The sequence below is a fragment of the Aurantiacibacter sp. D1-12 genome, assembly GCF_028858515.1.
Classification (GTDB): Bacteria; Pseudomonadota; Alphaproteobacteria; order Sphingomonadales; family Sphingomonadaceae; genus Alteraurantiacibacter.
Map to the genome: position 1 here is coordinate 19428 of NZ_JAPJZJ010000003.1, position 20181 is coordinate 39608.

Below are 20181 nucleotides of genomic sequence, written 5' to 3' on the forward strand. Positions count from 1 at the left end.
CGCATGACCCGCAAACTCGCACTCGAAGACCTTTCGGTCGGCGACACATTCGAAAGCGCCGAACACGTGATGGAGGCAGACGCCATCATTGCGTTTGCAAGCGAATTCGATCCGCAGCCGTTTCACACCGATCCCGTAGCCGCGAAGGACAGCTTCTTCGGCACTTTGGTGGCGAGCGGTTGGCATACCGGCGCCGTTTCCATGCGACTTCTTACCGAATCTCTCCCGTTCGAGCATGGCGTGATCGGCTCGGGCGGGCCGCTGACTTGGGCCAGTCCGGTCTATCCGGGCGATGCTTTGCGCGTGCTTACGCGGATTGAAGAAATTGTACCTTCACGCTCCAAACCCGGTCGTGCGCGTGTGGTCGTGCACTGCCAGACCGTGGATCAGGCGGGTGAGGTCAAGCAGGACTTCCGGCCTAACCTGATGGTGTGGTCGCGCGACGTAGACCCACAGGGCTGACGCCTCAGAACTGCGAGAAGTCCGGCGCGCGCTTTTCCATGAAGGCTGTAAATGCCTCGCGCGCCTCTGCGCTTTGCAGTCTCTCGCCAAATACCTTGATCTCGGTCTCCATCGTCGCGGCGATCATTTCACGGTCGCGCATCAGCGCCTTTGTCGCTTGCACTGCGCCCGGAGGCAGGCCCGCGATATGTTTGGCGGCTGCATTGACCGCTTCGTCGAGCTCGTCAGGCTGGCAAACCTCGCTGCCGAGGCCCACCGCAGCAGCCTCATGCGCGCTCATGGGATCTCCCATCGCCATCATCGCAAAGGCACGCTGGTGCCCGATGAGAGCGGTCAACAGTCTGCTTGATGCCGCTTCGGGCACAAGGCCGAGCGTCGCGAACGGCGCCGTCAGCTTGGCGTCGTCTGCCAGCACGACATAGTCGCAATGCAGCAGCATGGTGGTGCCGATGCCAACCGCGCGGCCTTGCACGCCAGCGATCAGCGGTTTTGCACCCGTGCCGAGCAGGCGGATGAAACGGAAGACATTGGCCTCATGCACATTGCCTTTGGTCGCCGCGACCATGAAATCGCCGATATCGTTGCCCGCGCAGAACATCTCGCCCGCGCCGCGGATCACGATTACGCGCACCGCCTTGTCATCCTGCGCGCTCTCAATAGCATCGGCCATTGCGCCGTACATGGCATTGGTCAGCGCATTCTTTTTGTCCGGCCGGTTCATGGTGAGCGTGAGAACACCGCCGTCTTGCGCAATGGTGACATGTTCGGTCATTCAAGCTCTCCTAAGTATGCTCGCGGCCAAAGTCCGGCCGGGCATCGTCCTGACCTTGTTCAAGGATTCCGCGACGTATTGCACGCGTTCGGCTGAACAGGTCAAACATAGCCTCACCATCTTCGCTTTCGATGGCATCGCGCATGGCGCCCAGATCGCCGAGAAAACGGTCCATCATTTCCAGCACTGCGTCCTTGTTGTGCAGGAAGACATCGCGCCACATGGTCGGGTCGCTGGCGGCAATGCGGGTGAAATCGCGAAAGCCACCGGCGGAATACTTGATCACCTCGCTGCGCGTCACGTCCTCAAGATCGCTCGCGGTCCCCACGATAGTGTAGGCGATCAGGTGCGGGATATGGCTGGTCACGGCGAGCACCATGTCATGATGCCCGGCATCCATGATCTCGACAGTCGAGCCGAGGCCGCGCCAGAAGTCTGCGAGCTTTTCGACCCGCGCTTCGTCTGCGCCAACGGGCGGCGTAATAATGCACCAGCGGCCATGGAAGAGGCTGGCGAACCCGGCTTCCGGCCCCGATTGCTCGGTGCCCGCAACGGGGTGCGCAGGGATGATCGTGTGATCGGGCAGCGTTTCAGCCAGCGCCCTGCTGACCCGCTCCTTGGAAGAGCCGACATCGCTGATGATCGCATTCTCTGAGAGGCCCGGAGCAATCGCCTCGGCCGCCTTGCGCATCGCACCCACTGGAACGCAGAGAATGACGAGATCGGCGTCGTGCGCCGCCGTTTCGGCACTCTCTGCAATGTCATCGCACAGGCCAAGTTCGCGCGCCTTTGCCCGCACATCCGCATCCGCATCGTAGCCGCAGGTCTTTATATCGGATAGATGTTCACGCACGGCCAGCCCGACCGAGCTGCCGAGCAGGCCCAGCCCGATAATGGCGACTTTACGAAACGGCATTGGCCTCGCCCGTCAATCCGGTGATCACATCGGCAATGGCATCCATATGCTCGCGCGTGCCAATGGTGATGCGCAGCGCGTGACCAAGCCCTTGGCCTGGCAGGTGGCGTACCGCGAAACCTGCGTCACCGATGGCGGCAAGCGCCGTCTCCGCGGTGACCGCACCTTCGAACAGCACCAGCACGAAATTGCCTTCGCTCGGCACGACAGAGAGACCGTGATTGCCGAGCTGGGAAATCCGGTCCGCAAAGTGCGCGCGTTCCGCCGCGTTATGCTCGCGGCTGCGGACGACAAAGTCCTGATCTGCCAGCGCTGCCACTGCCGCGCTCTGGCCCGATAGCGTTACGTTGAACGGCCCGCGAATGCGGTTGAGCGCATCGATGATATGCGGCGCACCCGTGCCCCAGCCCACGCGTTCGCCCGCAAGGCCATAGATCTTGGAGAAGGTTCGCGTGACGAGCACATTGTCGTGTGCTTCTGCCAGCGCCAACCCGCCATCATCCTCGCCGACTTCGAGATATTCGGCGTAGGCCTGGTCGATTACAAGCAGCACGTCAGCCGGAAGGCCAGCATGCAGCCGCTCGATCTCGGCGCGAGGCAGGTAGGTTCCTGTCGGATTGTTCGGATTGGCGATGAAAACGACGCGCGTGTTGCCTGTCACCGCGGCCAGCAGCTTGTCGACATTGGCGGTGTACTCGGTGTCCTCGACCTCGACGGGCGTCGCACCGCAGCGCTTGGCAGCGATATCGTAGACCACGAAGCTGAAGCGGCTGAACACCACCTCGTCGCCGGGGCCGGCGTAAGCCTGCGCGGCGAGATTGAGAAGTTCGTCCGAACCCGTGCCGCAAACGATCCGCGCCGGGTCGATACCGTGCAACTCGCCGATGGCTTCGCGAAGTGCGCGGGAGTCCGGATCGGGATAGGCGTTGGGGCCAGGCGCCGCTGCACGCGCTTCCATTGCCGCTGCAGAGGTGCCGAGCGGGTTCTCGTTGGCCGAAAGCTTGATCAGCGGCTTGCCGTCAGCGGCCTTGGCTTTGCCGGGAACATAGGCATGGATCTGGGCCACATAGGGCTTCATCTGCGGGTGTGTGTCAGTCATGCGCGCGGCGATAACGCCCTTCCTCTTTGATTGACAGTGCGGAAAGGCTCGCCCAAGTCGCTTTTCTCGAAAACCATGGCCAGCCAGACCGATCTCTCCGTCCAGAAGGTGACATTGCCCGGCGCGCTCGCGCTCGATAGCGGACGCGAGCTTGCGGGCGTGGAGATCGCCTATGAGACCTACGGCGAGCTAGCGGCCGACAAGTCGAACGCGATCCTCACCTTCCACGCGCTGACGGGCGACCAGTTCGTAGCAAGCGAGCATCCCGTTACCGGCAAGCCAGGCTGGTGGGAACGCATGGTGGGGCCGGGCAAGCCGATCGACACCGCGCGCTATCACGTCATCTGCGCCAATGTGCTGGGCAGCTGTATGGGATCGACCGGCCCCGCGACATATGCGGATGGCAAACCATACGGCATGGACTTCCCGGTCATCACCATTCGCGACATGGTGCGCGCGCAGATGGCGCTGCTCGATGTGCTGGGCATCGAGCAGCTGCATGCTATTGTAGGCGGATCAATGGGTGGAATGCAGGCACTCTCCTGCGCGGCCAATTTCCCCGAACGGACGCAGCGCGTCCTCGCCATTGCCACCACCGCGCGGCACAGCGCACAGAACATCGCTTTCCACGAAGTCGGGCGGCAGGCGATCATGGCCGATCCGAACTGGCAAGGCGGCGCCTACTACGGCGGCCAAACGCCGGGCAAAGGCCTCAGCGTCGCGCGGATGGCGGCGCACATTACCTATCTCTCCGAAGCCGGTTTGACCGAGAAATTCGGGCGGCGCTTGCAGGATCGGGACGCCAAGAGCTTTGGCTTCGATGCGGACTTTCAGGTCGAAAGCTACCTGCGCCACCAAGGCATCACCTTCACCGATCGCTTCGATGCCAACAGCTATCTCTACATCACCCGTGCGATGGATTATTTCGATCTGGCGGAAGAGGCGGGTGGCAAGCTGGCCGATGCCTTTGCCGGGGCGAGCGACACGCGCTTCTGCCTCGTCAGCTTCGATACCGACTGGCTCTACACTACCGCCGACATGCGCGAAGTCGTCCATGCTCTGAACGCGGTCGCCGCGCCGGTGAGCTTTGTCGAACTCAGCGCGCCATACGGGCATGACAGCTTCCTGCTTGATGTTCCCGCGCTTGATCGCGTGGTGAAGGGGTTTCTTGGGTGATGAGTGTTTCGAGCGATTACCAAGTGAGCTTCGACCGGATCGATGCGGCGGCTGCGCACGAATACCTTACGCGAAGCTATTGGGCGGCCGGCATACCGCTGGAGACTGTGCAACGGGCATTGGCCAACAGCATGTGTGTCGCGGCATGGTATGCCGGAGCCCAGGTAGGGTTCGCCCGGGCGGTGACCGACCAGGCGACATTTGCCTATCTCGCCGATGTCTACGTGCTTGAAGAGCATCGCGGTAAGGGGCTTGCACGCGCTATGGTTCAGGCCTTGCATCGCCATTCCGAACTGCAAGGCCTGCGACGCTGGATGCTTGCAACGCTGGACGCACACCCGCTGTATCGCAGCCTTGGTTGGACAGGACTGCCCGATCCTTCGATGATAATGCAGCGTCATTTTCCGGATGTTTACGAATGAGCGCGCTGCGTATCGACCTCGCCAAGATCGCCAAGCACGTTCCCGATGGGGTGCGTGTGCTCGACGTGGGCTGTGGTGACGGTGCGCTGATGGCGGAGCTGCGCGATACCAAGCATGTCGATGCACGCGGCATCGAGATCGATGCAGGCCAAGTCGAAAAGGCCGTCGCGCGCGGACTGAGCGTGGTCCAGGGCGATGCCAACAAGGACATCATGGACTACCCTGACGGTGCCTTTGACGTGGCCATCCTCAGCCAGACACTACAGACTGCGGAGAGGCCTGATCACATTCTGGCCGAGTTACTGCGTGTGAGCCGTCGGGCTTTCGTAAGCTTCCCGAATTTTGCCTATTGGCGCATGCGCTGGGCATTGCTGAGCCGGGGCCGCATGCCGGTGACACGACACTTGCCCGTTAGCTGGTACGAGACCGAGAATATCCACCATGTAACGGTGAAGGATTTCGAGGAACTCGCCGCAACTCTGAGTATCCGTATCGTCAATCGCTGGTTCTTTACAGACAAACGCGAGATTGGTTCCGGCGGGGCGAATTGGCGCGCGGAGTATGCCTTGTATGAAGTTGGTGACGGTTCCTATTTGGAAGCGTCTGGAAGCTGAAAAAGCGAATGAACGTCGGTCCCAAGCGCCGCTGCCAGTTTCAGCGCAAGAACGGTTGAGGGAATGAAAACCGCGTTTTCAACGGTATTGATGGTTTTCCGGGTTACTCCCACTTTCTCCGCCAGCTCTTGCTGGGTGAGCCCTGCTTCCACGCGAAACTGTCTAAGCTGATTGTTCAGCGACGGTGTGCGTGGAGGACTCAATTCTCGACTCCCCCTTCGTTCTGCAGCACCACGAAGGCCATGAGTGTGCCTGTTACACCTATCGTCAGCAGTCCTTGCAAGACCGGCATGGCGGGCAGCGTCCAGAAGGTCGAAGCTCCGTACATCAGCGCGATTGCACCGATCAGGAAAAAGAACCCGTATTGCAGCGCCAGTCCGCTGGTAAATCTATTCCACTCGTCCTTCAGGGCGATTGCGGCACCGGCTTTTTTCACGCGCTTGTAGAAGAGGAAGAAAAACCCGGCAGAAGCCGCGAAGCCGACGGCGCCGATGATTTTCGTCAGTGCAGCATAGAAGAATAGCGGGCTGTCAGCTGCAGCCATTTGCGAGACGATATCACCCCCTTGCCAGACAGCGAAAGCTATAGCGAATGCGCTGACAATCCGGGTTCGATAGCTGGCTAGTTTTTCTACTTCTGTCATTCTGACAATCCTTGATCCGTAATCGTGCAAGTAACCTACACGTTACAAAAGGGAGGTCAAGGTTACATCGGCTGTTGCGGTAGATTGAGCGCGAACAGGGGGTTAGCCAATGTTGGCGGGGTCAACGGTGGCGGAGGTCGCTTCTTGATTACTTGTCGAACATTTGCTCCGCGTGAAAGCGGACGTGGTCTTCGATAAATGTGCTGATGAAGAAGTACGAGTGATCGTACCCCTCTTGCATGCGGATGTTGGCGGGCATTTCAGCGGCTTCGCACTCCTCCGCTAGCCGATGCGTCTGCAGCTGTTCTTCGAGGAAATTGTCCGCCGTACCTTGGTCGATGAGCACATGGCCATGCCGCGCGCCGTCTGCGATCAGCGCGCAGGCATCGTATTCGCGCCATGCTACGCGATCCTCTCCCAGATAGCCGGCCAGCGCCTTTTCACCCCACGGGACCTGGGTCGGGGCGACGATGGGTGAGAAGGCGGAGATCGATGTAAAGCGGTCAGGATTGCGCAGACCGATGGTGAGCGCGCCGTGGCCGCCCATCGAATGACCGGAAATGCCCTGTCGTGCCATATCGACCGGAAAATGCCGCATCACGAGTGAGGGAAGCTCGTCCTCGACATAGCTGCGCATGCGGTAGTGCTCACACCACGGTTCCTGCGTCGCATCGACATAGAATCCCGCGCCCTTGCCAAAGTCATAGCGTTCGTCATCGGGGACATCGTCCCCGCGCGGTGATGTATCGGGGCACACGAACACCACACCATGTTCTGCGCAGGCCTTCTGGTAATGCGCCTTGGTCATGGCGTTTTCGTGCGTGCAGGTAAGGCCGGAGAGCCACCAGATGACGGGCATCTTCGCGCCTTCCTCATGCTCGGGCACGTAGATCGCGAAGGTCATCGGCGTGCCGGTGCTGGCGCTATCGTGCGTCCAGACCTGCTGCTCCCCGCCAAAGCTTTTCGTGGTGGAGACCTGCTCCATCAGCCCACGCGGTGCAGGCCGCAGACCTTGTGTCCGTCAAGATCGCGGAAATAGCACAGGTGCATGTCGCCCACGGCGCGGCCTTCGCGCAAGCCCGGCGGGTCTTCAACAGAGGTTGCGCCATTGGCGACTGCAACATCGTGCAGTTCCTTGACCTGTTCGGGCGAGTTGCATGCAAAGCCGATTGTCATGCCGTTGGCGCAGGTCGCGGGCCCGTCATTGATCGGCTCGGAAAGCATGAAGACGCTGCCATTGTGCACGAACATCGCGCGGCGATGGCCGGTGGGAGCATCGTTGAAACGCGGCGCGGGCGCGCCCACAACTGCCAGCACCTTTTCATAGAAGGCGGCGGACTTATCGAGATCGTTGGTGCCGATCATCATATGGCTGAACATGGCGTTCTCCTTACAGGTCAACCGCCTTGGTCGCGGTTGCTTCGTCTCCGGAATTCGGTGTGCCTTCGGCGTCCATTACGAACACCTTGGCTTCCCCGCGCGCGGCGCGCGGCCGGTGTTCAGTTCCGCGTGGTACGATGATCATCTCGCCTGCGGCCAGTGTTTCGGTGCGGTCATCGAAGTCGATTTCCAACTCTCCTTCGATGACAAGAAACATCTCGTCCGTATCGGCGTGGTGATGCCAGTGATACTCGCCTTCAAGCTTGCACAGCCGCACTTCATTGTCGTTGAATCGGGCCACGATCTTGGGCGACCACTGTTCGGTAAAGAGGCCGAATTTCTCTTCGAGGCTGACCTTTTCGGGCATCAGTAAACCACCACGCTGCGGATGCTTTCGCCAGAGTGCATCAGATCGAAACCCTTGTTGATCTCTTCCAGCGTCAACTGGTGCGTGATCATCGGATCGATGGCGATCTTTCCGTTCATGTACCAGTCCACGATTTTGGGCACATCGGTGCGGCCCTTCGCGCCGCCAAAAGCCGTGCCGCGCCAGTTGCGACCGGTCACCAGCTGGAACGGGCGGGTGGCGATTTCCTTGCCTGCCTCGGCCACGCCGATGATAATGCTGGTGCCCCAACCCTTGTGACAGCACTCCAGAGCATCGCGCATCACGTCGGTATTGCCGGTGCAATCGAACGAGTAGTCTGCACCGCCATCGAGCATCTCGACAATGTGCGCAACAACGTCCGAGGTTTCCTTGGGATTGACGAAGTCGGTCATCCCGAACTTCTCGCCCCATTCCTTCTTGGACGGATTGATATCGACGCCAACGATGCGGTCTGCCCCAGCCATCTTCGCACCCTGGATCACATTCAGCCCAATCCCGCCAAGTCCGAACACGACGACATTGTCACCCGGCTGGACCTTGGCCGTATTAGTCACCGCGCCGACGCCCGTGGTGACACCGCAGCCGATATAGCACGAGGTCTCGAACGGAGCGTCCGTGCGAATCTTGGCGACGGCGATTTCGGGCAGCACGGTGAAGTTAGAGAAGGTCGAGCAGCCCATGTAGTGGTAGATCGTTTCGCCCTTGTAGGAGAAACGCGAGGTGCCATCGGGCATCAGCCCCTTGCCTTGCGTTTCGCGAATGGCGCTGCACAGGTTGGTCTTGCCCGAAAGGCACATTTTACACTGGCGGCATTCGGGCGTGTAGAGCGGAATCACGTGATCACCCGGCGCAACCGAAGTCACGCCAGCGCCGACTTCGCGCACCACGCCCGCCCCTTCATGTCCCAGAATGCTCGGGAAGATGCCCTCGCTGTCGAAACCGTCCAGAGTGTAGGCATCGGTGTGGCAGATACCCGTTGCCATGATCTCCACGAGCACCTCGCCCGCCTTAGGCCCCTCGAGGTCGAGCTCGACGATTTCGAGCGGTTGCTTGGGGGCGAAAGCGACGGCGGCTCTGGTTTTCATGGGTAAGACTCCTGCCTGGTCCCATGCGATTAATGCGCCAGCAGCATGGGGGCAAGCGGTGATGTGGCAGAGCCTAATCGCTGGTAGGGTGAGGTTCGGCGAGGAAACCGAGCACTGCCTCCGTCCAGGCATCGGGCTCGTCCCACCAGATTATGTGTCCGGCCCCTTCGATAAATTCGTATCGACCTTGCGGTGCGATAGCAGCATGCTCATAGGAAGCGGCATAAGGGATGTAATCACACTGCCCCTGCAGGACGAGCAGCGGTACGTCAGCCTGTTGCAGCTCTTCCCGCCAGTTATCTACTCCGGCAAACCAGTTACTGTGCCCGTGCGAGTAGAAACCACCACCACCTTCTTCGGGCAGCACATTTGCCGGATCACACACCATGCCGCTGGTAATCTGCGTGGCAACGGTATTGAGCACGCTATCGGCCTCCTCGTCATCCATCAGCTTCGTATCGAAGGTCATTGCCAGCGCGATTGAGGCGACAGCGCGGGTGGGCCAGGACGAGATTCCCATTTCGTCCGATCGATCCAACGGAGCGCGGAACTCGATCCCGTCCGGGACTGGATAGAGTTCGGCGTTAATCCAGTTTCCAGCCTCGTCGAAGAGACCAGGTTCGATATCTCCGGGCGATGTCAGGATTGCACGGTGTACTCGGTCAGGATGCATGGCAGTGTAATAGGATACAAGCATCCCGCCATAGGACTGACCGATCAAAATGGCATTGTCGGCAGAAAGGTGACGCGAGATAATCTCATCCAGATCCCTGGCATGGCCCTGAAAGGAGTAATCCTTCGGGCGGGGAAGGCGATCAGAAAGGCCAGAGCCGATCTGATCGTATAGATACACGTCATATCCTTCGGCGGCGAGAGTTTGCGCCCTCTCGATATAGCTGGAATGAATGTAGCCACCCGGTCCGCCATGCAGGAAAATGATGGGCGGGTTCGATCTCTCGACACCTGCGGCTGGTACATGCGTGTAGGCGAGGCGATAGCCGCTTTCCATCTGCCAGTATTGCGTTGTCTCCCGCGGTTGAATGCGTTCGATTGTTGGTGCGACGGGGATTGCAATAACTACCGCCAAGACAGCGATAAGAGCGAGAATAGCCAGACCGGACCATTTGAGAAATTTTTTCAAGGGCCACCCGATTGTATTAGTGATATACTACAATAGTACACCGATATAATCGGAGGTCAACTGCACGCGCACGCGCCAAATTTCACCCTTCGTGAATAGTCTTGATCACCATACAGGCTTTCACACCTTCGGGGCCATCTTCGCTGCCGTAGCCGGACCATTTCACTCCGCCAAACGGTGCGTCGACGGTTGAGACCGCGGCAGAGTTGATCGCCAGCATCCCGGTTTCAACATCGGCGGCAAGGCGGTGGCGGCGTGCGTTGTCATTGGTCCAGGCATAGGCAGCAAGGCCATATGGCAAGCGATTGGCTTCGGCGATCATTGCCTCTTCACCCGCCATCGGGTTGAGCACTGCGACCGGTCCGAAAGGCTCATCGTTCATGATGTCTGCACTGGTGGGCACTTCGCTAAGCACGGTCGGCTGGTGGAAAAGACCCTGGTTGCCGATGCGTTCGCCACCGGCGAGCAATTTGCCGCCTGCGTCTTTGGCCTGACCGATCAGGCGCTGGACATTGTCGAGACCGCGGGCATTCGCCATCGGACCCATCTGCGTACCGTTTTCCAGACCGTTGCCGACTTTCAGCGCCGATGCACGTTCGACAAAGCCGTCACGGAACCGCTCGAACACGCTCTCTTCGATCAGGAACCGCGTGGGGCTGACACAGACCTGTCCGGCATTGCGGAAGGCGCCGGGCGCCATGACATCGAGCGCCTTGTCCATGTCGCAGTCGTCGAAAATCATGACCGGCGCGTGGCCGCCCAGTTCCATGGTGGTGATCTTGAGATCATTGGCGGCGAGCTTGGCGAGGTGCTTCCCGACGGCAGTCGATCCGGTGAAAGTCACCTTGCGGATCACAGGGCTCGCCAGCAGGTGCTCGCTGACGTCGCTCGGTACACCGAACACGCATTGCACTGCGCCGCCGGGCACTCCTGCATCGAGCAGTGCCTGCACCAGCGCCAGACCGCCATAGGGCGTTTCCTCGCTCGGCTTCACGATGGTGGAGCAACCCGCCGCCAGCGCGCCGCCGATCTTGCGCATCACGTTGATGGCGGGGAAATTCCACGCCGCGAAACCGGCCACGGGGCCAACGGGGTGGTACTGCACCTCGGCGCGGGTGCCTTCGGGCCGGACAAGCGTGCGGCCATAGATGCGCTTGCATTCCTGTGCGTAGAATTCGAGCAGGTTGGCCGAATACATGACTTCGCCGCGCCCTTCGGCCAGCGGCTTGCCCTGTTCCTTGGTGATCGCTGTCCCAATATCGCTGGCGCGTTCGCGCAACAGGCCCGCCGCCTTTGTCAGGATGCTCGCCCTCTGGTCCGCGCCGGTCTTGCGCCATTCGTGGAAGCCGCGTTGCGCCGCCTCAAGAGCGTGATCGAGATCCGCGGCGCTGGCATGCGGCAGAGTGCCCAGCACTTCGCCAGTGGCAGGGTTGGTCACCTCTTCAGTGACGCGGCCATCAGTGGACAGCTGTTCGCCATCGATCAGCAGGTGGAGAGTGGGGTAATCGGTCATGGAAGCTCCTCTTGGCAGCCCATATCCGCATCGGGAGGCGATGCTTCAAGCGATTTTGTGAACTTGCGGTTCAGACTGCTGCGCCTATGGCAGGAACATGATCGAAATACTTGCCGCTTTCGCCCTGTCCGCGTCACAATCGCAGGAGCCACCGCAGCTTTCGCTCGAGCAGCGCATGCTCGCACGGTGTTCGGCTGCATTCTCCCTCGTCGCCACCGGGCAGGAGAACGGTAACGCCGCAGCGCTGCGCTATCCTGATGTTCGGACAAGCGGGCGCGAATTCTTCGTGCGCTCGGGCGCGCGCTTGATGGATGAAACGGGCATGAGCCGCGAACAGCTCAGCGCCACGCTGTCTGCCGAGGCGCAGGACCTGTGGGACAATGACACACTGGATGAAGTCATGCCCGCGTGCCTTTCACTGCTGGACCAATCGTAAAGCACTGTAACAAAGGCATTCAGCCCCGGCTCAGACCGCATCTCCTATAGCGCTGTTAAATTCGGACACATAATGGAGACATCTCATGCGCTTACCTATCCTTGCTGCCGCATTGGCAACGATTGCTGCGCCCCTTCCGGCGATGGCGCAGGACACCGCACCGGATACGTCCGAGCTGAGAGAAGTGCTGGCTGATCCAGCTACTATAGAGCGGGCCTCCACCATGCTCGGCGTGATGACGGACGTCATGATGGAAATGCCGATTGGTCGTATGGCAGAAGGTATGGCCGAGGCCATAGACGGCGAAGCGCCCGATATCGATCCTGATGCCCGCGTGCGCGACATGATGGGTCCGGAAGCCGAAGACATGCCTCGGCAGATGGCAGAACGCTTGCCGCAGATGATGGAAATGATGGGTGTGATGGCGGGCGTTCTGGAAGAGGCAATGCCCGTGCTTCGTGAAGCGGCGGAGCGGCTGCCTAGCGAACTGTCGCGCTCCGAATAATTTCCGGCCTGAAATGCTGGACCGGGAACCACGCTTGGGGCAATAGCGCTGGTCATATATGTGGCATCTCTATCATTTTCCGCTTTGTCCCTTCAGTCGCAAGGTGCAGCTCGCGCTGGGCGAGAAGGGCCTCGGCTATGAGCTGGTCACGCTCTACCCGTGGGATGCCGATCCGAACTTCCGCCGGCTGAATCCTGCGGGTCGCGTCCCAGTGCTGCACGATCCGACGAAGAACTTCGCGTTGATCGATAGCCAGGCGATTTGCGAGTATCTGGAAGAGACCGAAGACAACCGCCCGCTGATCCTCGGCTCGGCCAGGGCGCGCGCGGAAATCCGCCGCCTTGTCGCCCTGTTTGACGAGAGTTTTTACGGTGATATCACCGGCCCCTTGCTACACGAAAAGATGAAGAAGCGGCTTGTCCTGCGCCAGTCGCCGGACAGCCGGATCCTGCGCGAAACGCAGCGGCTGCTGCATGAACATCTGGATTACATCGACTGGTTGATCGACAATCGCCGCTGGATTGCCGGTTCGCAGCTGAGCCTTGCCGATTTCGCGGCTGCAGCACAGATTTCTGTGGTTGATTACCTAGGCGATATCGACTGGAAGGATCATGCGAGCGCTCGCGGCTGGTACCGCGTGATGAAGAGCCGCCCCAGCTTCGCGCCATTGCTGCGCCAGAAGATGGAAGGGCTGCCTGCGCCAAGGCACTATGCGGATGTGAACGCGTGATTTGTTTTGCGCAGCCGCCTCTGCGACTGCGTCCTCGCTAGATGCGCAGGCAAGCTGCACCCGCTGCGGGCGTGCGTTCGCGCTTGCCCTCGGCTTCTCGCCGAGCGAGCTCCGCGAGAAGGTGGCTACCTCGTGCTGAAATCGGGCGCGACTAGCGCACGACAGAGCCCGAACGGGCGACCGCAGGTGCCGCGCAGCGAAGCGGAGCGAATAGCACCGAGGACGAAAGCGCGTAGGCGCTTTCGAAAAACAAACATTCCGCGTGGTTCTTGGTCCGATGAGGTGGCATTGCGCCAACCAGCGTTCGATCCCATATTCTCCACCAAAGGAGATCGCACCCCATGACCGACAAACTCGACCTCACAGAAGCCCAGTGGCGCGAGAAGCTGACGCCGGAGCAGTATTCCATCCTGCGCGAAGGAGGGACCGAGCGTGCGTTCACCGGCAAGTACGAAAAGAACAAGGCGCAGGGCCTCTACAAATGTGCAGGTTGCGGACTGCCGCTGTTTCCGTCTGACACCAAGTATGACAGCGGATCGGGTTGGCCCAGCTTCAGCGCGCCCGCCGATCAGGGCAATGTCGAGATGAACCGCGACATGTCACACGGCATGGTCCGCACCGAAGTCGTTTGCGCCAAATGCGAAGGGCATTTGGGGCATGTTTTTCCCGACGGTCCTGGCCCGGAAGGCCTTCGATACTGCATCAACAGCGCCTCGCTTGACTTCGAACCGGAGGATAAAGCGGGCGATTGAGCGCGTCAGGCGTTCACGCTCGGTTACATTTCGCCTATGCATGGCCGGATTTCATCGGAAGCCCTCGGGCGCCCGCAACAGGAATGTAGTGTCTGATGGCCAGACGTCGGGGCAGTAGCTCCAGCAAAAGAGGGTATCGCAGCCGCAAAGCGGCATCGGCCGCGCGCGAACGCAAGTCGGGCGGTTGGAAGCCTGCGCTCTGGAAATGGACCAAGCGCCTGGCCATCACCGGCGTGGTCGTGGGTGTGCTGGGCACGATTGCGCTGTTTACCGCAGTCTACTTTGCCGCGCAGTCCATGCCCACGTTCTCCGAACTCAAGCAAAGCCAGAACGGGCAGACCATTGTCGTTCGTGCACGCGATGGCTCGCAGATCGTGGAGCTCGGGCCGAGCTATGGCCAGTGGCTCGATGCGGACGAGATTCCGCAGGTGATGAAAGATGCGATGGTGAGCGTGGAAGACCACCGTTTCTATTCGCATTTCGGTTTTGATCCCGTTCGCCTGACGGGTGCGATCATCGAAGGAATGACCGGCGATGACCGCATCGGTGGTACCTCCACCATTACGCAGCAGCTGGCGCGCAACGTCTTTTTGAATTCCAACCGCACGCTCGACCGCAAGATGCGCGAGGCGGTGCTGGCAATGGCGCTCGAATGGACCTTCACCAAGGACCAGATCCTCGAACTCTATCTCAACAAGGTCTATTTCGGCGGCGGCGCCTACGGCATCGACAGCGCGAGCCGGAAGTTCTTCAGCCACTCGGCTCGCGAATTGAGCCTTGAAGAAGCCGCGATCATCGCCGGGCTGGTAAAAGCGCCGAGCCGTTATTCCCCCACCGCCGATATCGATGCCGCGGTAAGCCGTGCGAATGTGGTGATCAGCCAGATGGTCACCTACGGCGGGCTCGACCCTGCGGTGGCGCGCGAAGTGAATGTCGATGCGGTCAACCTGCGTGAGGACGTGGGGCAGAACTCGATCCGCTACTTCACCGACTGGGTGCTGCCGCAGCTTGATCTGCTTCTGCCCAGCGACACATTCGAGCCGCTTGAGGTCTGGACGACGCTGGATGTCGGTATGCAGCGCGCAGCGACTACTGCCATCCAGAGCAACGTTCCGAACGAAACGCAGGGCGCGCTTGTCAGCATGGACCGTGACGGGGCGGTGCTCGCGCTGGTCGGGGGCACGGACTATGTCACCAGCAATTTTAACCGTGCGACCGATGCGATGCGGCAGCCGGGATCATCGTTCAAACTGTTCGTCTATCTCGCCGCACTGGAAGCCGGGTACCAGCCCGATGACATCGTGAATGACGTGCCGGTGCGTATCCAGAACTGGAGCCCGCGCAATTCAAACGGCCGCAATGTGGGCGAGCTCGATGTGCGCAGCGCCTTCGCCTATTCGACCAACACGGTCGCGGCGCAGCTGGGCAATGAGGTGGGCTTTTCCAATGTCGCCAGTATGGCGCGCCGCTTTGGCATCACCACGCCGATCAGTACCGTGCCATCGATGACGCTGGGCTCCAACGAAGTACGCCTGCTCGATATGACGCGTGCTTTCGCGGCGGTGTCTGCGGGTGGCAGGTCTGTCGAGCCCTATGGCATTTTGCGCGTCACCAATCCTGACGGGGAAGAGCTCTATCGGCACGAGTCAGCGCAAAGTTATCAGCTGGTGCCTGACTATGTGGCTGCCGGCATAACCGACCTGCTGCAAACCGCAGTGGCAACCGGAACGGGGCGGGCCGCGCAAATCGGTCGTCCGGTGGCAGGTAAGACAGGCACCACGAGCGAGAACCGGGACGGCTATTTTGTCGGCTTTTCGAGCGGGATCACTACCGGTGTATGGATGGGCCGCGATGATAACGGCCGCGTTTCGGGCCTTGGCGGTGGCACAGCACCTGCGCGCGCCTTCGCCTCCTACATGCAGTATGCCGTTCGTGATCGGCCGGTGGAGGAATTCGACACCGATCTGAAACTGCCCGACTGGCAGCTGGAGCCCGATGACGAATATTATTTCGGCGAAGAGGGCGATTATTATTATTACATCGACGAGCAGGGTAACCTGGTCGAGCCGGGCCGCAGTGCGCCGATAGGCAACGGCCAGTTCGACCCTGAAGGTGAACGCCAGCCACCTCGCGACCCGTTAGACCCGCGCGGTATGGATGAAGGCGCCGGTGCGGGCACTGACGAGAAGCCTCCGCAAGCTGCAAGCGACGATTTCCTCGACCGCGCGACCGGGCGCGATGAACCGCGGGAAGATCCTCGCGATGAACCGCGCCAACGCCAGCCACAGGGCGAATTGCTGAACGAACAGCGGTTTTAGCTTCGGTCATCGGACAAAAAAGAAAAACCCGCCCCCAGCAAAGCCAGGGGCGGGTTTTTCTTTGCCTGGTCGGGCAGCCTTAGTCGTTCAGGCGAACGGGGATCGACCGCGCCGCACCACCACGAGCCTGGACTCGCAGGAGGATCGCTCCGCGACCTTCCAAGCGCGCATTGGCGATAACGTCCTCAAGGTCAGCCAGCGATTCAAGCGCACGCCCGTTGGCGCTAAGGATCATGACACCGCGCCCAAGGCCGCGCTGCGCAGCGTCGGAGCCCTGCATTACACCGGTGATCACCAGACCCTGCGTGTCGGTGGATACGCCGAGCTGACGTGCGATTGTCGGGGTGATTTCAATAGCGGCGATGCCAAGTGCATCACGAACGGCTGTGCTGGCCTCTTCGGGCGGAGCGCTGTCAGTGTCTTCTTCGCCGTCATTCTGGAACATTTGCTGCTGGCGCAGTTCCTCGTCGCTCGGGCGGCGGCCGATGGTCGCGTTCGTGCGGCGGCGCTCACCATCGCGGATGTATGTGATCGGGACGGTAGTGCCCGGCTCGATAAATGCGACAATTCGCGAGAGCGAATTTTCTGGCGTGATCGTTTCACCGTTTACGCTCAGAACCACGTCACCGACTTCAAGCCCGGCGCGCTCGGCAGCTTCATCCGGCACAATCATCTGGATCAGCTCCCCACGATCTTCGTCGATCCCCAGTGCATCGGCGATATCGTCATTCACCGGTTGCAGCTGGACGCCTAAGTATCCACGCGTTATTTCTTCGCCCGCGATAAGCGCTTGCACGATGGGCGCAGCATCCTCGGCCGGAATGGCAAGGCCAATACCGTTGCTGCCTCCCGATGCGGACAGGATCTGGTTGTTGATGCCGATGACATTGCCCTGCATGTCAAACAGCGGTCCGCCCGAGTTGCCGCGATTGATCGCAGCATCGGTCTGGATGAACCGATCATAGGCGCCGGTGCCGACATTACGCGTCACGCTGGAGATAATGCCGCTCGTCACCGTCGAGCTAAGTCCGAAGGGATTGCCGATCGCGATCACCCAGTCACCCGCACGAGCCTGGCTGGAATTGCCAAAGCGCACGAAGGGGAAGGGGTCTGCGCGATTGATCTTGAGCACTGCGAGGTCGCTTTGCGGGTCGGTTCCTACCAACTCGGCTTCATACTCGCTGCCATCTGGGAAGGTGACGGTGACCTCCTCCAGCGTAGCGCGCGCATCGGGCGCAACAACGTGGTTGTTGGTGACGATGTAGCCGTCCGCACTTACCAGGAAACCCGAGCCGAGCGAGGTTGCCTGGCGGGTTTGCGGGTTTGCGGGTGCGCGGCGGAACGGGCTGCGCGGTGCCTCGACCGTGATCGACTGGCGAGTCGAGATGTTCACCACGGCGGGCTGCAAGGCTTCGGTCAGATCGGCAAAGCTGTTTGGCGCACCCTGCACGGGCACCGCGTTTTCGATCTGTAGCCGATCATTTTGCGCAACCTGCGCTCCGGCAGGTACGCCGGTGATCAGTGAAATGGCCGCCCCGCTAACGAGCAGGGCCGATGTGATGCCGTAAGAATAGCGCACTGGCTTCACGTCCTTTGTTCCTCTTTGTTCAAACCGTTTGTGGCGTGTGTGCCATCAAACGCGTGAGTCCCGTATCCGGTTTCCAGCCGACTACGGCTGAATGCCCCTTTAACGACAAGTGTAGTCGACAAAGAGGCGTTACCAGCCGATGAGCTGCGACGATTACCTGCCGCCGCGGAACTGGCGCAGGTATTCGTTGTCCGGGCTCAGGATGACAGAGCTCTCGCCGACATTCTCCGGATCCTCTCCCTGACGGGCGGGGCCGAACGTCCTGCGGTAGCTCTCCATCGCGCGATAGAAATCGTAGAAGCCCGGGTCCTGGTTATAGGCGTTGGCGTAGATTTCCGCCGCATTGGCTTCCGCTTCAGCGCGAATGATCTGTGCGTCGCGGGAACCGCCGGCACGGATCGTTGCGGCCTCTTCTTCGCGCTCTGAACGCATACGCTCGAACGCGGCAGTCAAAGGACGGCCTTCGGGCAGGTCGGCTCGTTTGATCCGCACGTCGATGATCTGCGCGCCATAACCGCGTGCCTCGGCATCCAGCGTGTCGCGGATATTGGTCATCGCATTGCCGCGCTCTGCGGTCAGCAGGCTGGCAAAGGTGCGGCGACCGAGTTCCTGACGCAATGCGGAGCTGAGGATCGGTTCGAGCTGATCGGTCAGGTTGCCTTCCGAACGCGCACGCTCGACGAACAGCACCGGATCGAAAATACGGTACCGCGCGTAGGCGTTCACTTCGAGACGCTGCTGATCGTTCGACAGGACGGTTTCGCCTTCCATGTCGAGGTCCAGGATGCGGCGGTCGACCATCTGCACACGCTCGTAGAGCGGGATGCGCCACGACACGCCTGCGCCGGTTTCACCGAATTCCTGACGCGGATCGAAACGGTTGATCACGCGCACGGGTTCACCGGCGCGGATCACAACGCCCTGCTGCGTTTCGGGCACGATGACCAGCGAGCTGAGAATCGCTGCAACAAGAACGCCGACCGCGATCACCGACGACTTATGGTTCTGCCAGATGTTTTCCATCTTACTGGCCTCCCTGCGGTGTGACTGTCAGCGTAGGGGGGGTGCCCCCCTGACGGCGGTTGTTGATTTCGGGCAGCGGCAGATACGGCGTTACGCCATCGGCTTCGACAATCGTCTTGTCGGTGCCGCGCAGCACGGTTTCCATTGTTTCGTAATAGAGGCGGCGACGCGTAACCTCGGGAGCGAGGCGATACTGCTCGTAGATCTCGTTGAACTGCGCCGCATCACCCTGCGCCTGGGCGAGCAATTGTTGCTCGTACCGGCGAGCCTGGTTGAGCAGCTGTTCGCGGTTCTGGCGTGCAGCAAGCACGTCGTTAAAGGCTTCAATCACCTGCTCGGGTGCTTCTGTCCGGTTGATATCGACGCCATCGACCTCGATGCCCGCTCCGTAGGAATCGAGCAGTTGCTGCATGCGCTGGCGCACGCGAAGCTGGGTCTGTGCGCGGCCTTCACCCGAAAGGATGTTGTCGAGCGTGGTTTCCGCCACGGCCGCGCGCATGGCCGATTCGGCAGCCTCGCGCAGCGTGTCTTCCGGGTCTTCGAGTTCGAAACGGTATTGCACAAGATCGCGCACGCGCCAGCGGACGAGATAGGACAGATCGACCAGGTTCTGGTCGCCTGTCAGGATCAGGTTTTCGCCACCGCCGTCACCGATGGTCAGTCGACGAATTTCGTCGGTGTTTTCGATATCGACAGTCTGGATCGGGTAGGGGGCAGTGAAGTTCAGGCCATCAACCAGATCACCCGCATATTGGCCGCCGAACCAGGTCTTGATGCCTTTTTCCGAAGGCTGCACCTGGTGCACCGCCGTCGCCAGGAACCAGACGCCGACGATGGCAACCATTGCCACCGGGAACCAGCTTTTGCCGCCGGGGCGCTCGGGCAGGCGGAAGCCGTTCCCGCCGCCGCCACCGCCCTTGCGGCCGCCGCCGCCTTTGCGGTTCTTGAAAATGTCTTCGATATTGGCGGAACGACGGCCTTCACTGTCTCCACCGCCTGCGCCGGGCAGCCACGGGTTGCGCGGTCCGTCAGATCCGCCGCCTGCAGAGTCATCGCCTGCCGACGGCGCATCGCCAAGGTCAGACCCGTCGCCTCCGTCAGATCCGTTTCCACCTCCGCCGGGGGGCTTGCCCCAGGGGTTGCGTTTGCCGGCCATTGCGAGGCCGATGCGTTCGAGTAATCCGCCCAATCGTTCCATACCTCCCTCTATAGGAAGCC

General features: G+C 60.7%; 23 protein-coding genes. 9 read left to right on the top strand and 14 right to left on the bottom strand.

Annotated elements, in window-relative coordinates:
• The first annotated feature begins 3 nt into the window (after positions 1 to 3).
• Positions 4 to 462, top strand: a complete 459-nt coding sequence (locus OOZ52_RS07045; RefSeq protein WP_274697806.1) for a MaoC family dehydratase — start codon at positions 4 to 6, stop codon at positions 460 to 462.
• A gap of 4 nt (positions 463 to 466) precedes the next feature.
• Here OOZ52_RS07045 and OOZ52_RS07050 read toward each other — a convergent pair whose 3' ends face one another.
• Genes OOZ52_RS07050 through hisC form a run of 3 tightly spaced genes read right to left on the bottom strand, consistent with a single transcriptional unit; the run spans position 467 to position 3249 of the window.
• Entirely contained in the window at positions 467 to 1234 is a 768-nt protein-coding gene (locus OOZ52_RS07050; RefSeq protein ID WP_274697807.1) for an enoyl-CoA hydratase, read from the bottom strand.
• 10 nt (positions 1235 to 1244) lie between these two features.
• A complete protein-coding gene (locus OOZ52_RS07055; protein WP_274697808.1) occupies positions 1245 to 2150 on the bottom strand; it encodes a prephenate/arogenate dehydrogenase family protein in 906 nt (301 codons plus the stop codon).
• Positions 2137 to 3249, bottom strand: coding sequence for a histidinol-phosphate transaminase (gene hisC / locus OOZ52_RS07060; RefSeq protein WP_274697809.1), 1113 nt, complete (start codon positions 3247 to 3249; stop codon positions 2137 to 2139). Before hisC ends, OOZ52_RS07055 begins: the two co-directional genes overlap by 14 nt.
• A 75-nt stretch (positions 3250 to 3324) precedes the next feature.
• On the opposite strand from hisC, the gene metX reads away from it, so the two are divergent.
• From metX to metW, 3 genes are read left to right on the top strand one after another with little or no spacing between them, the layout of a single operon-like run.
• On the top strand, positions 3325 to 4425 hold the full coding sequence (gene metX / locus OOZ52_RS07065; RefSeq protein WP_274697810.1) for a homoserine O-acetyltransferase MetX: 1101 nt from the start codon (positions 3325 to 3327) through the stop codon (positions 4423 to 4425).
• Positions 4425 to 4847 carry a GNAT family N-acetyltransferase gene (locus OOZ52_RS07070; RefSeq protein WP_274697811.1) on the top strand — a complete coding sequence of 141 codons (423 nt, stop codon included), beginning with the start codon at positions 4425 to 4427 and terminating at the stop codon, positions 4845 to 4847. Before metX ends, OOZ52_RS07070 begins: the two co-directional genes overlap by 1 nt.
• Positions 4844 to 5461, top strand: coding sequence for a methionine biosynthesis protein MetW (gene metW / locus OOZ52_RS07075; RefSeq protein WP_274697812.1), 618 nt, complete (start codon positions 4844 to 4846; stop codon positions 5459 to 5461). The genes OOZ52_RS07070 and metW overlap by 4 nt, the downstream gene beginning before the upstream one ends.
• Here metW and OOZ52_RS07080 read toward each other — a convergent pair.
• The 8 genes from OOZ52_RS07080 to OOZ52_RS07115 all read right to left on the bottom strand — a co-directional run bounded on the left by OOZ52_RS07080 (position 5437) and on the right by OOZ52_RS07115 (position 11611).
• A complete protein-coding gene (locus OOZ52_RS07080; protein ID WP_274697813.1) occupies positions 5437 to 5664 on the bottom strand; it encodes a helix-turn-helix transcriptional regulator in 228 nt (75 codons plus the stop codon). The genes metW and OOZ52_RS07080 overlap by 25 nt on opposite strands.
• Positions 5661 to 6104: a hypothetical protein gene (locus tag OOZ52_RS07085; RefSeq protein WP_274697814.1), complete on the bottom strand. Its 444-nt coding sequence runs from the start codon at positions 6102 to 6104 to the stop codon at positions 5661 to 5663. The genes OOZ52_RS07080 and OOZ52_RS07085 overlap by 4 nt, the downstream gene beginning before the upstream one ends.
• A gap of 148 nt (positions 6105 to 6252) precedes the next feature.
• Positions 6253 to 7089 carry an S-formylglutathione hydrolase gene (gene fghA, locus OOZ52_RS07090; protein WP_274697815.1) on the bottom strand — a complete coding sequence of 279 codons (837 nt, stop codon included), beginning with the start codon at positions 7087 to 7089 and terminating at the stop codon, positions 6253 to 6255.
• Complete coding sequence (locus OOZ52_RS07095; RefSeq protein WP_274697816.1) at positions 7089 to 7484, bottom strand: VOC family protein; 396 nt, start codon at positions 7482 to 7484, stop codon at positions 7089 to 7091. The genes fghA and OOZ52_RS07095 overlap by 1 nt, the downstream gene beginning before the upstream one ends.
• A gap of 10 nt (positions 7485 to 7494) precedes the next feature.
• Positions 7495 to 7851: a cupin domain-containing protein gene (locus tag OOZ52_RS07100; RefSeq protein ID WP_274697817.1), complete on the bottom strand. Its 357-nt coding sequence runs from the start codon at positions 7849 to 7851 to the stop codon at positions 7495 to 7497.
• Positions 7851 to 8957, bottom strand: coding sequence for an S-(hydroxymethyl)glutathione dehydrogenase/class III alcohol dehydrogenase (locus OOZ52_RS07105; protein WP_274697818.1), 1107 nt, complete (start codon positions 8955 to 8957; stop codon positions 7851 to 7853). Before OOZ52_RS07105 ends, OOZ52_RS07100 begins: the two co-directional genes overlap by 1 nt.
• Before the next feature lie 73 nt (positions 8958 to 9030).
• Complete coding sequence (locus OOZ52_RS07110) at positions 9031 to 10098, bottom strand: alpha/beta hydrolase (RefSeq protein ID WP_274697819.1); 1068 nt, start codon at positions 10096 to 10098, stop codon at positions 9031 to 9033.
• An 82-nt stretch (positions 10099 to 10180) separates the two neighbouring features.
• Positions 10181 to 11611, bottom strand: coding sequence for an NAD-dependent succinate-semialdehyde dehydrogenase (locus tag OOZ52_RS07115; protein ID WP_274697820.1), 1431 nt, complete (start codon positions 11609 to 11611; stop codon positions 10181 to 10183).
• Positions 11612 to 11708: 97 nt separating this feature from the next.
• On the opposite strand from OOZ52_RS07115, the gene OOZ52_RS07120 reads away from it, so the two are divergent.
• From OOZ52_RS07120 to OOZ52_RS07140, 5 genes are all read left to right on the top strand, one after another.
• Positions 11709 to 12047, top strand: coding sequence for a hypothetical protein (locus tag OOZ52_RS07120; RefSeq protein WP_274697821.1), 339 nt, complete (start codon positions 11709 to 11711; stop codon positions 12045 to 12047).
• An 85-nt stretch (positions 12048 to 12132) separates the two neighbouring features.
• On the top strand, positions 12133 to 12552 hold the full coding sequence (locus tag OOZ52_RS07125; RefSeq protein WP_274697822.1) for a hypothetical protein: 420 nt from the start codon (positions 12133 to 12135) through the stop codon (positions 12550 to 12552).
• Positions 12553 to 12610: 58 nt separating this feature from the next.
• A complete protein-coding gene (locus OOZ52_RS07130; RefSeq protein ID WP_274697823.1) occupies positions 12611 to 13282 on the top strand; it encodes a glutathione S-transferase family protein in 672 nt (223 codons plus the stop codon).
• A 341-nt stretch (positions 13283 to 13623) separates the two neighbouring features.
• Positions 13624 to 14034: a peptide-methionine (R)-S-oxide reductase MsrB gene (gene msrB / locus OOZ52_RS07135; RefSeq protein ID WP_274697824.1), complete on the top strand. Its 411-nt coding sequence runs from the start codon at positions 13624 to 13626 to the stop codon at positions 14032 to 14034.
• 95 nt (positions 14035 to 14129) lie between these two features.
• Entirely contained in the window at positions 14130 to 16352 is a 2223-nt protein-coding gene (locus tag OOZ52_RS07140) for a transglycosylase domain-containing protein (protein ID WP_274697825.1), read from the top strand.
• A gap of 79 nt (positions 16353 to 16431) precedes the next feature.
• Here OOZ52_RS07140 and OOZ52_RS07145 read toward each other — a convergent pair whose 3' ends face one another.
• From OOZ52_RS07145 to hflK, 3 genes are all read right to left on the bottom strand, one after another.
• Positions 16432 to 17931, bottom strand: a complete 1500-nt coding sequence (locus tag OOZ52_RS07145; protein ID WP_274698333.1) for a Do family serine endopeptidase — start codon at positions 17929 to 17931, stop codon at positions 16432 to 16434.
• A gap of 162 nt (positions 17932 to 18093) precedes the next feature.
• Entirely contained in the window at positions 18094 to 18963 is an 870-nt protein-coding gene (hflC, locus tag OOZ52_RS07150) for a protease modulator HflC (protein WP_274697826.1), read from the bottom strand.
• Position 18964: 1 nt separating this feature from the next.
• Entirely contained in the window at positions 18965 to 20161 is a 1197-nt protein-coding gene (hflK, locus tag OOZ52_RS07155) for a protease modulator HflK (RefSeq protein ID WP_274697827.1), read from the bottom strand.
• Between the last annotated feature and the right edge of the window lie 20 nt (positions 20162 to 20181).

Coding starts and splice junctions, on each gene's coding strand:
- OOZ52_RS07070 (WP_274697811.1), top strand. CDS start 4,425: ATGAGTGTTTCGAGCGATTACCAAGTGAGCTTCGACCGGATCGATGCG.
- hflC (WP_274697826.1), bottom strand. CDS start 18,963: ATGGAAAACATCTGGCAGAACCATAAGTCGTCGGTGATCGCGGTCGGC.
- OOZ52_RS07045 (WP_274697806.1), top strand. CDS start 4: ATGACCCGCAAACTCGCACTCGAAGACCTTTCGGTCGGCGACACATTC.
- OOZ52_RS07085 (WP_274697814.1), bottom strand. CDS start 6,104: ATGACAGAAGTAGAAAAACTAGCCAGCTATCGAACCCGGATTGTCAGC.
- fghA (WP_274697815.1), bottom strand. CDS start 7,089: ATGGAGCAGGTCTCCACCACGAAAAGCTTTGGCGGGGAGCAGCAGGTC.
- hflK (WP_274697827.1), bottom strand. CDS start 20,161: ATGGAACGATTGGGCGGATTACTCGAACGCATCGGCCTCGCAATGGCC.
- OOZ52_RS07120 (WP_274697821.1), top strand. CDS start 11,709: ATGATCGAAATACTTGCCGCTTTCGCCCTGTCCGCGTCACAATCGCAG.
- OOZ52_RS07105 (WP_274697818.1), bottom strand. CDS start 8,957: ATGAAAACCAGAGCCGCCGTCGCTTTCGCCCCCAAGCAACCGCTCGAA.
- hisC (WP_274697809.1), bottom strand. CDS start 3,249: ATGACTGACACACACCCGCAGATGAAGCCCTATGTGGCCCAGATCCAT.
- OOZ52_RS07115 (WP_274697820.1), bottom strand. CDS start 11,611: ATGACCGATTACCCCACTCTCCACCTGCTGATCGATGGCGAACAGCTG.
- OOZ52_RS07095 (WP_274697816.1), bottom strand. CDS start 7,484: ATGTTCAGCCATATGATGATCGGCACCAACGATCTCGATAAGTCCGCC.
- OOZ52_RS07050 (WP_274697807.1), bottom strand. CDS start 1,234: ATGACCGAACATGTCACCATTGCGCAAGACGGCGGTGTTCTCACGCTC.
- metX (WP_274697810.1), top strand. CDS start 3,325: ATGGCCAGCCAGACCGATCTCTCCGTCCAGAAGGTGACATTGCCCGGC.
- OOZ52_RS07055 (WP_274697808.1), bottom strand. CDS start 2,150: ATGCCGTTTCGTAAAGTCGCCATTATCGGGCTGGGCCTGCTCGGCAGC.
- OOZ52_RS07140 (WP_274697825.1), top strand. CDS start 14,130: ATGGCCAGACGTCGGGGCAGTAGCTCCAGCAAAAGAGGGTATCGCAGC.
- OOZ52_RS07130 (WP_274697823.1), top strand. CDS start 12,611: ATGTGGCATCTCTATCATTTTCCGCTTTGTCCCTTCAGTCGCAAGGTG.
- OOZ52_RS07100 (WP_274697817.1), bottom strand. CDS start 7,851: ATGCCCGAAAAGGTCAGCCTCGAAGAGAAATTCGGCCTCTTTACCGAA.
- OOZ52_RS07125 (WP_274697822.1), top strand. CDS start 12,133: ATGCGCTTACCTATCCTTGCTGCCGCATTGGCAACGATTGCTGCGCCC.
- msrB (WP_274697824.1), top strand. CDS start 13,624: ATGACCGACAAACTCGACCTCACAGAAGCCCAGTGGCGCGAGAAGCTG.
- metW (WP_274697812.1), top strand. CDS start 4,844: ATGAGCGCGCTGCGTATCGACCTCGCCAAGATCGCCAAGCACGTTCCC.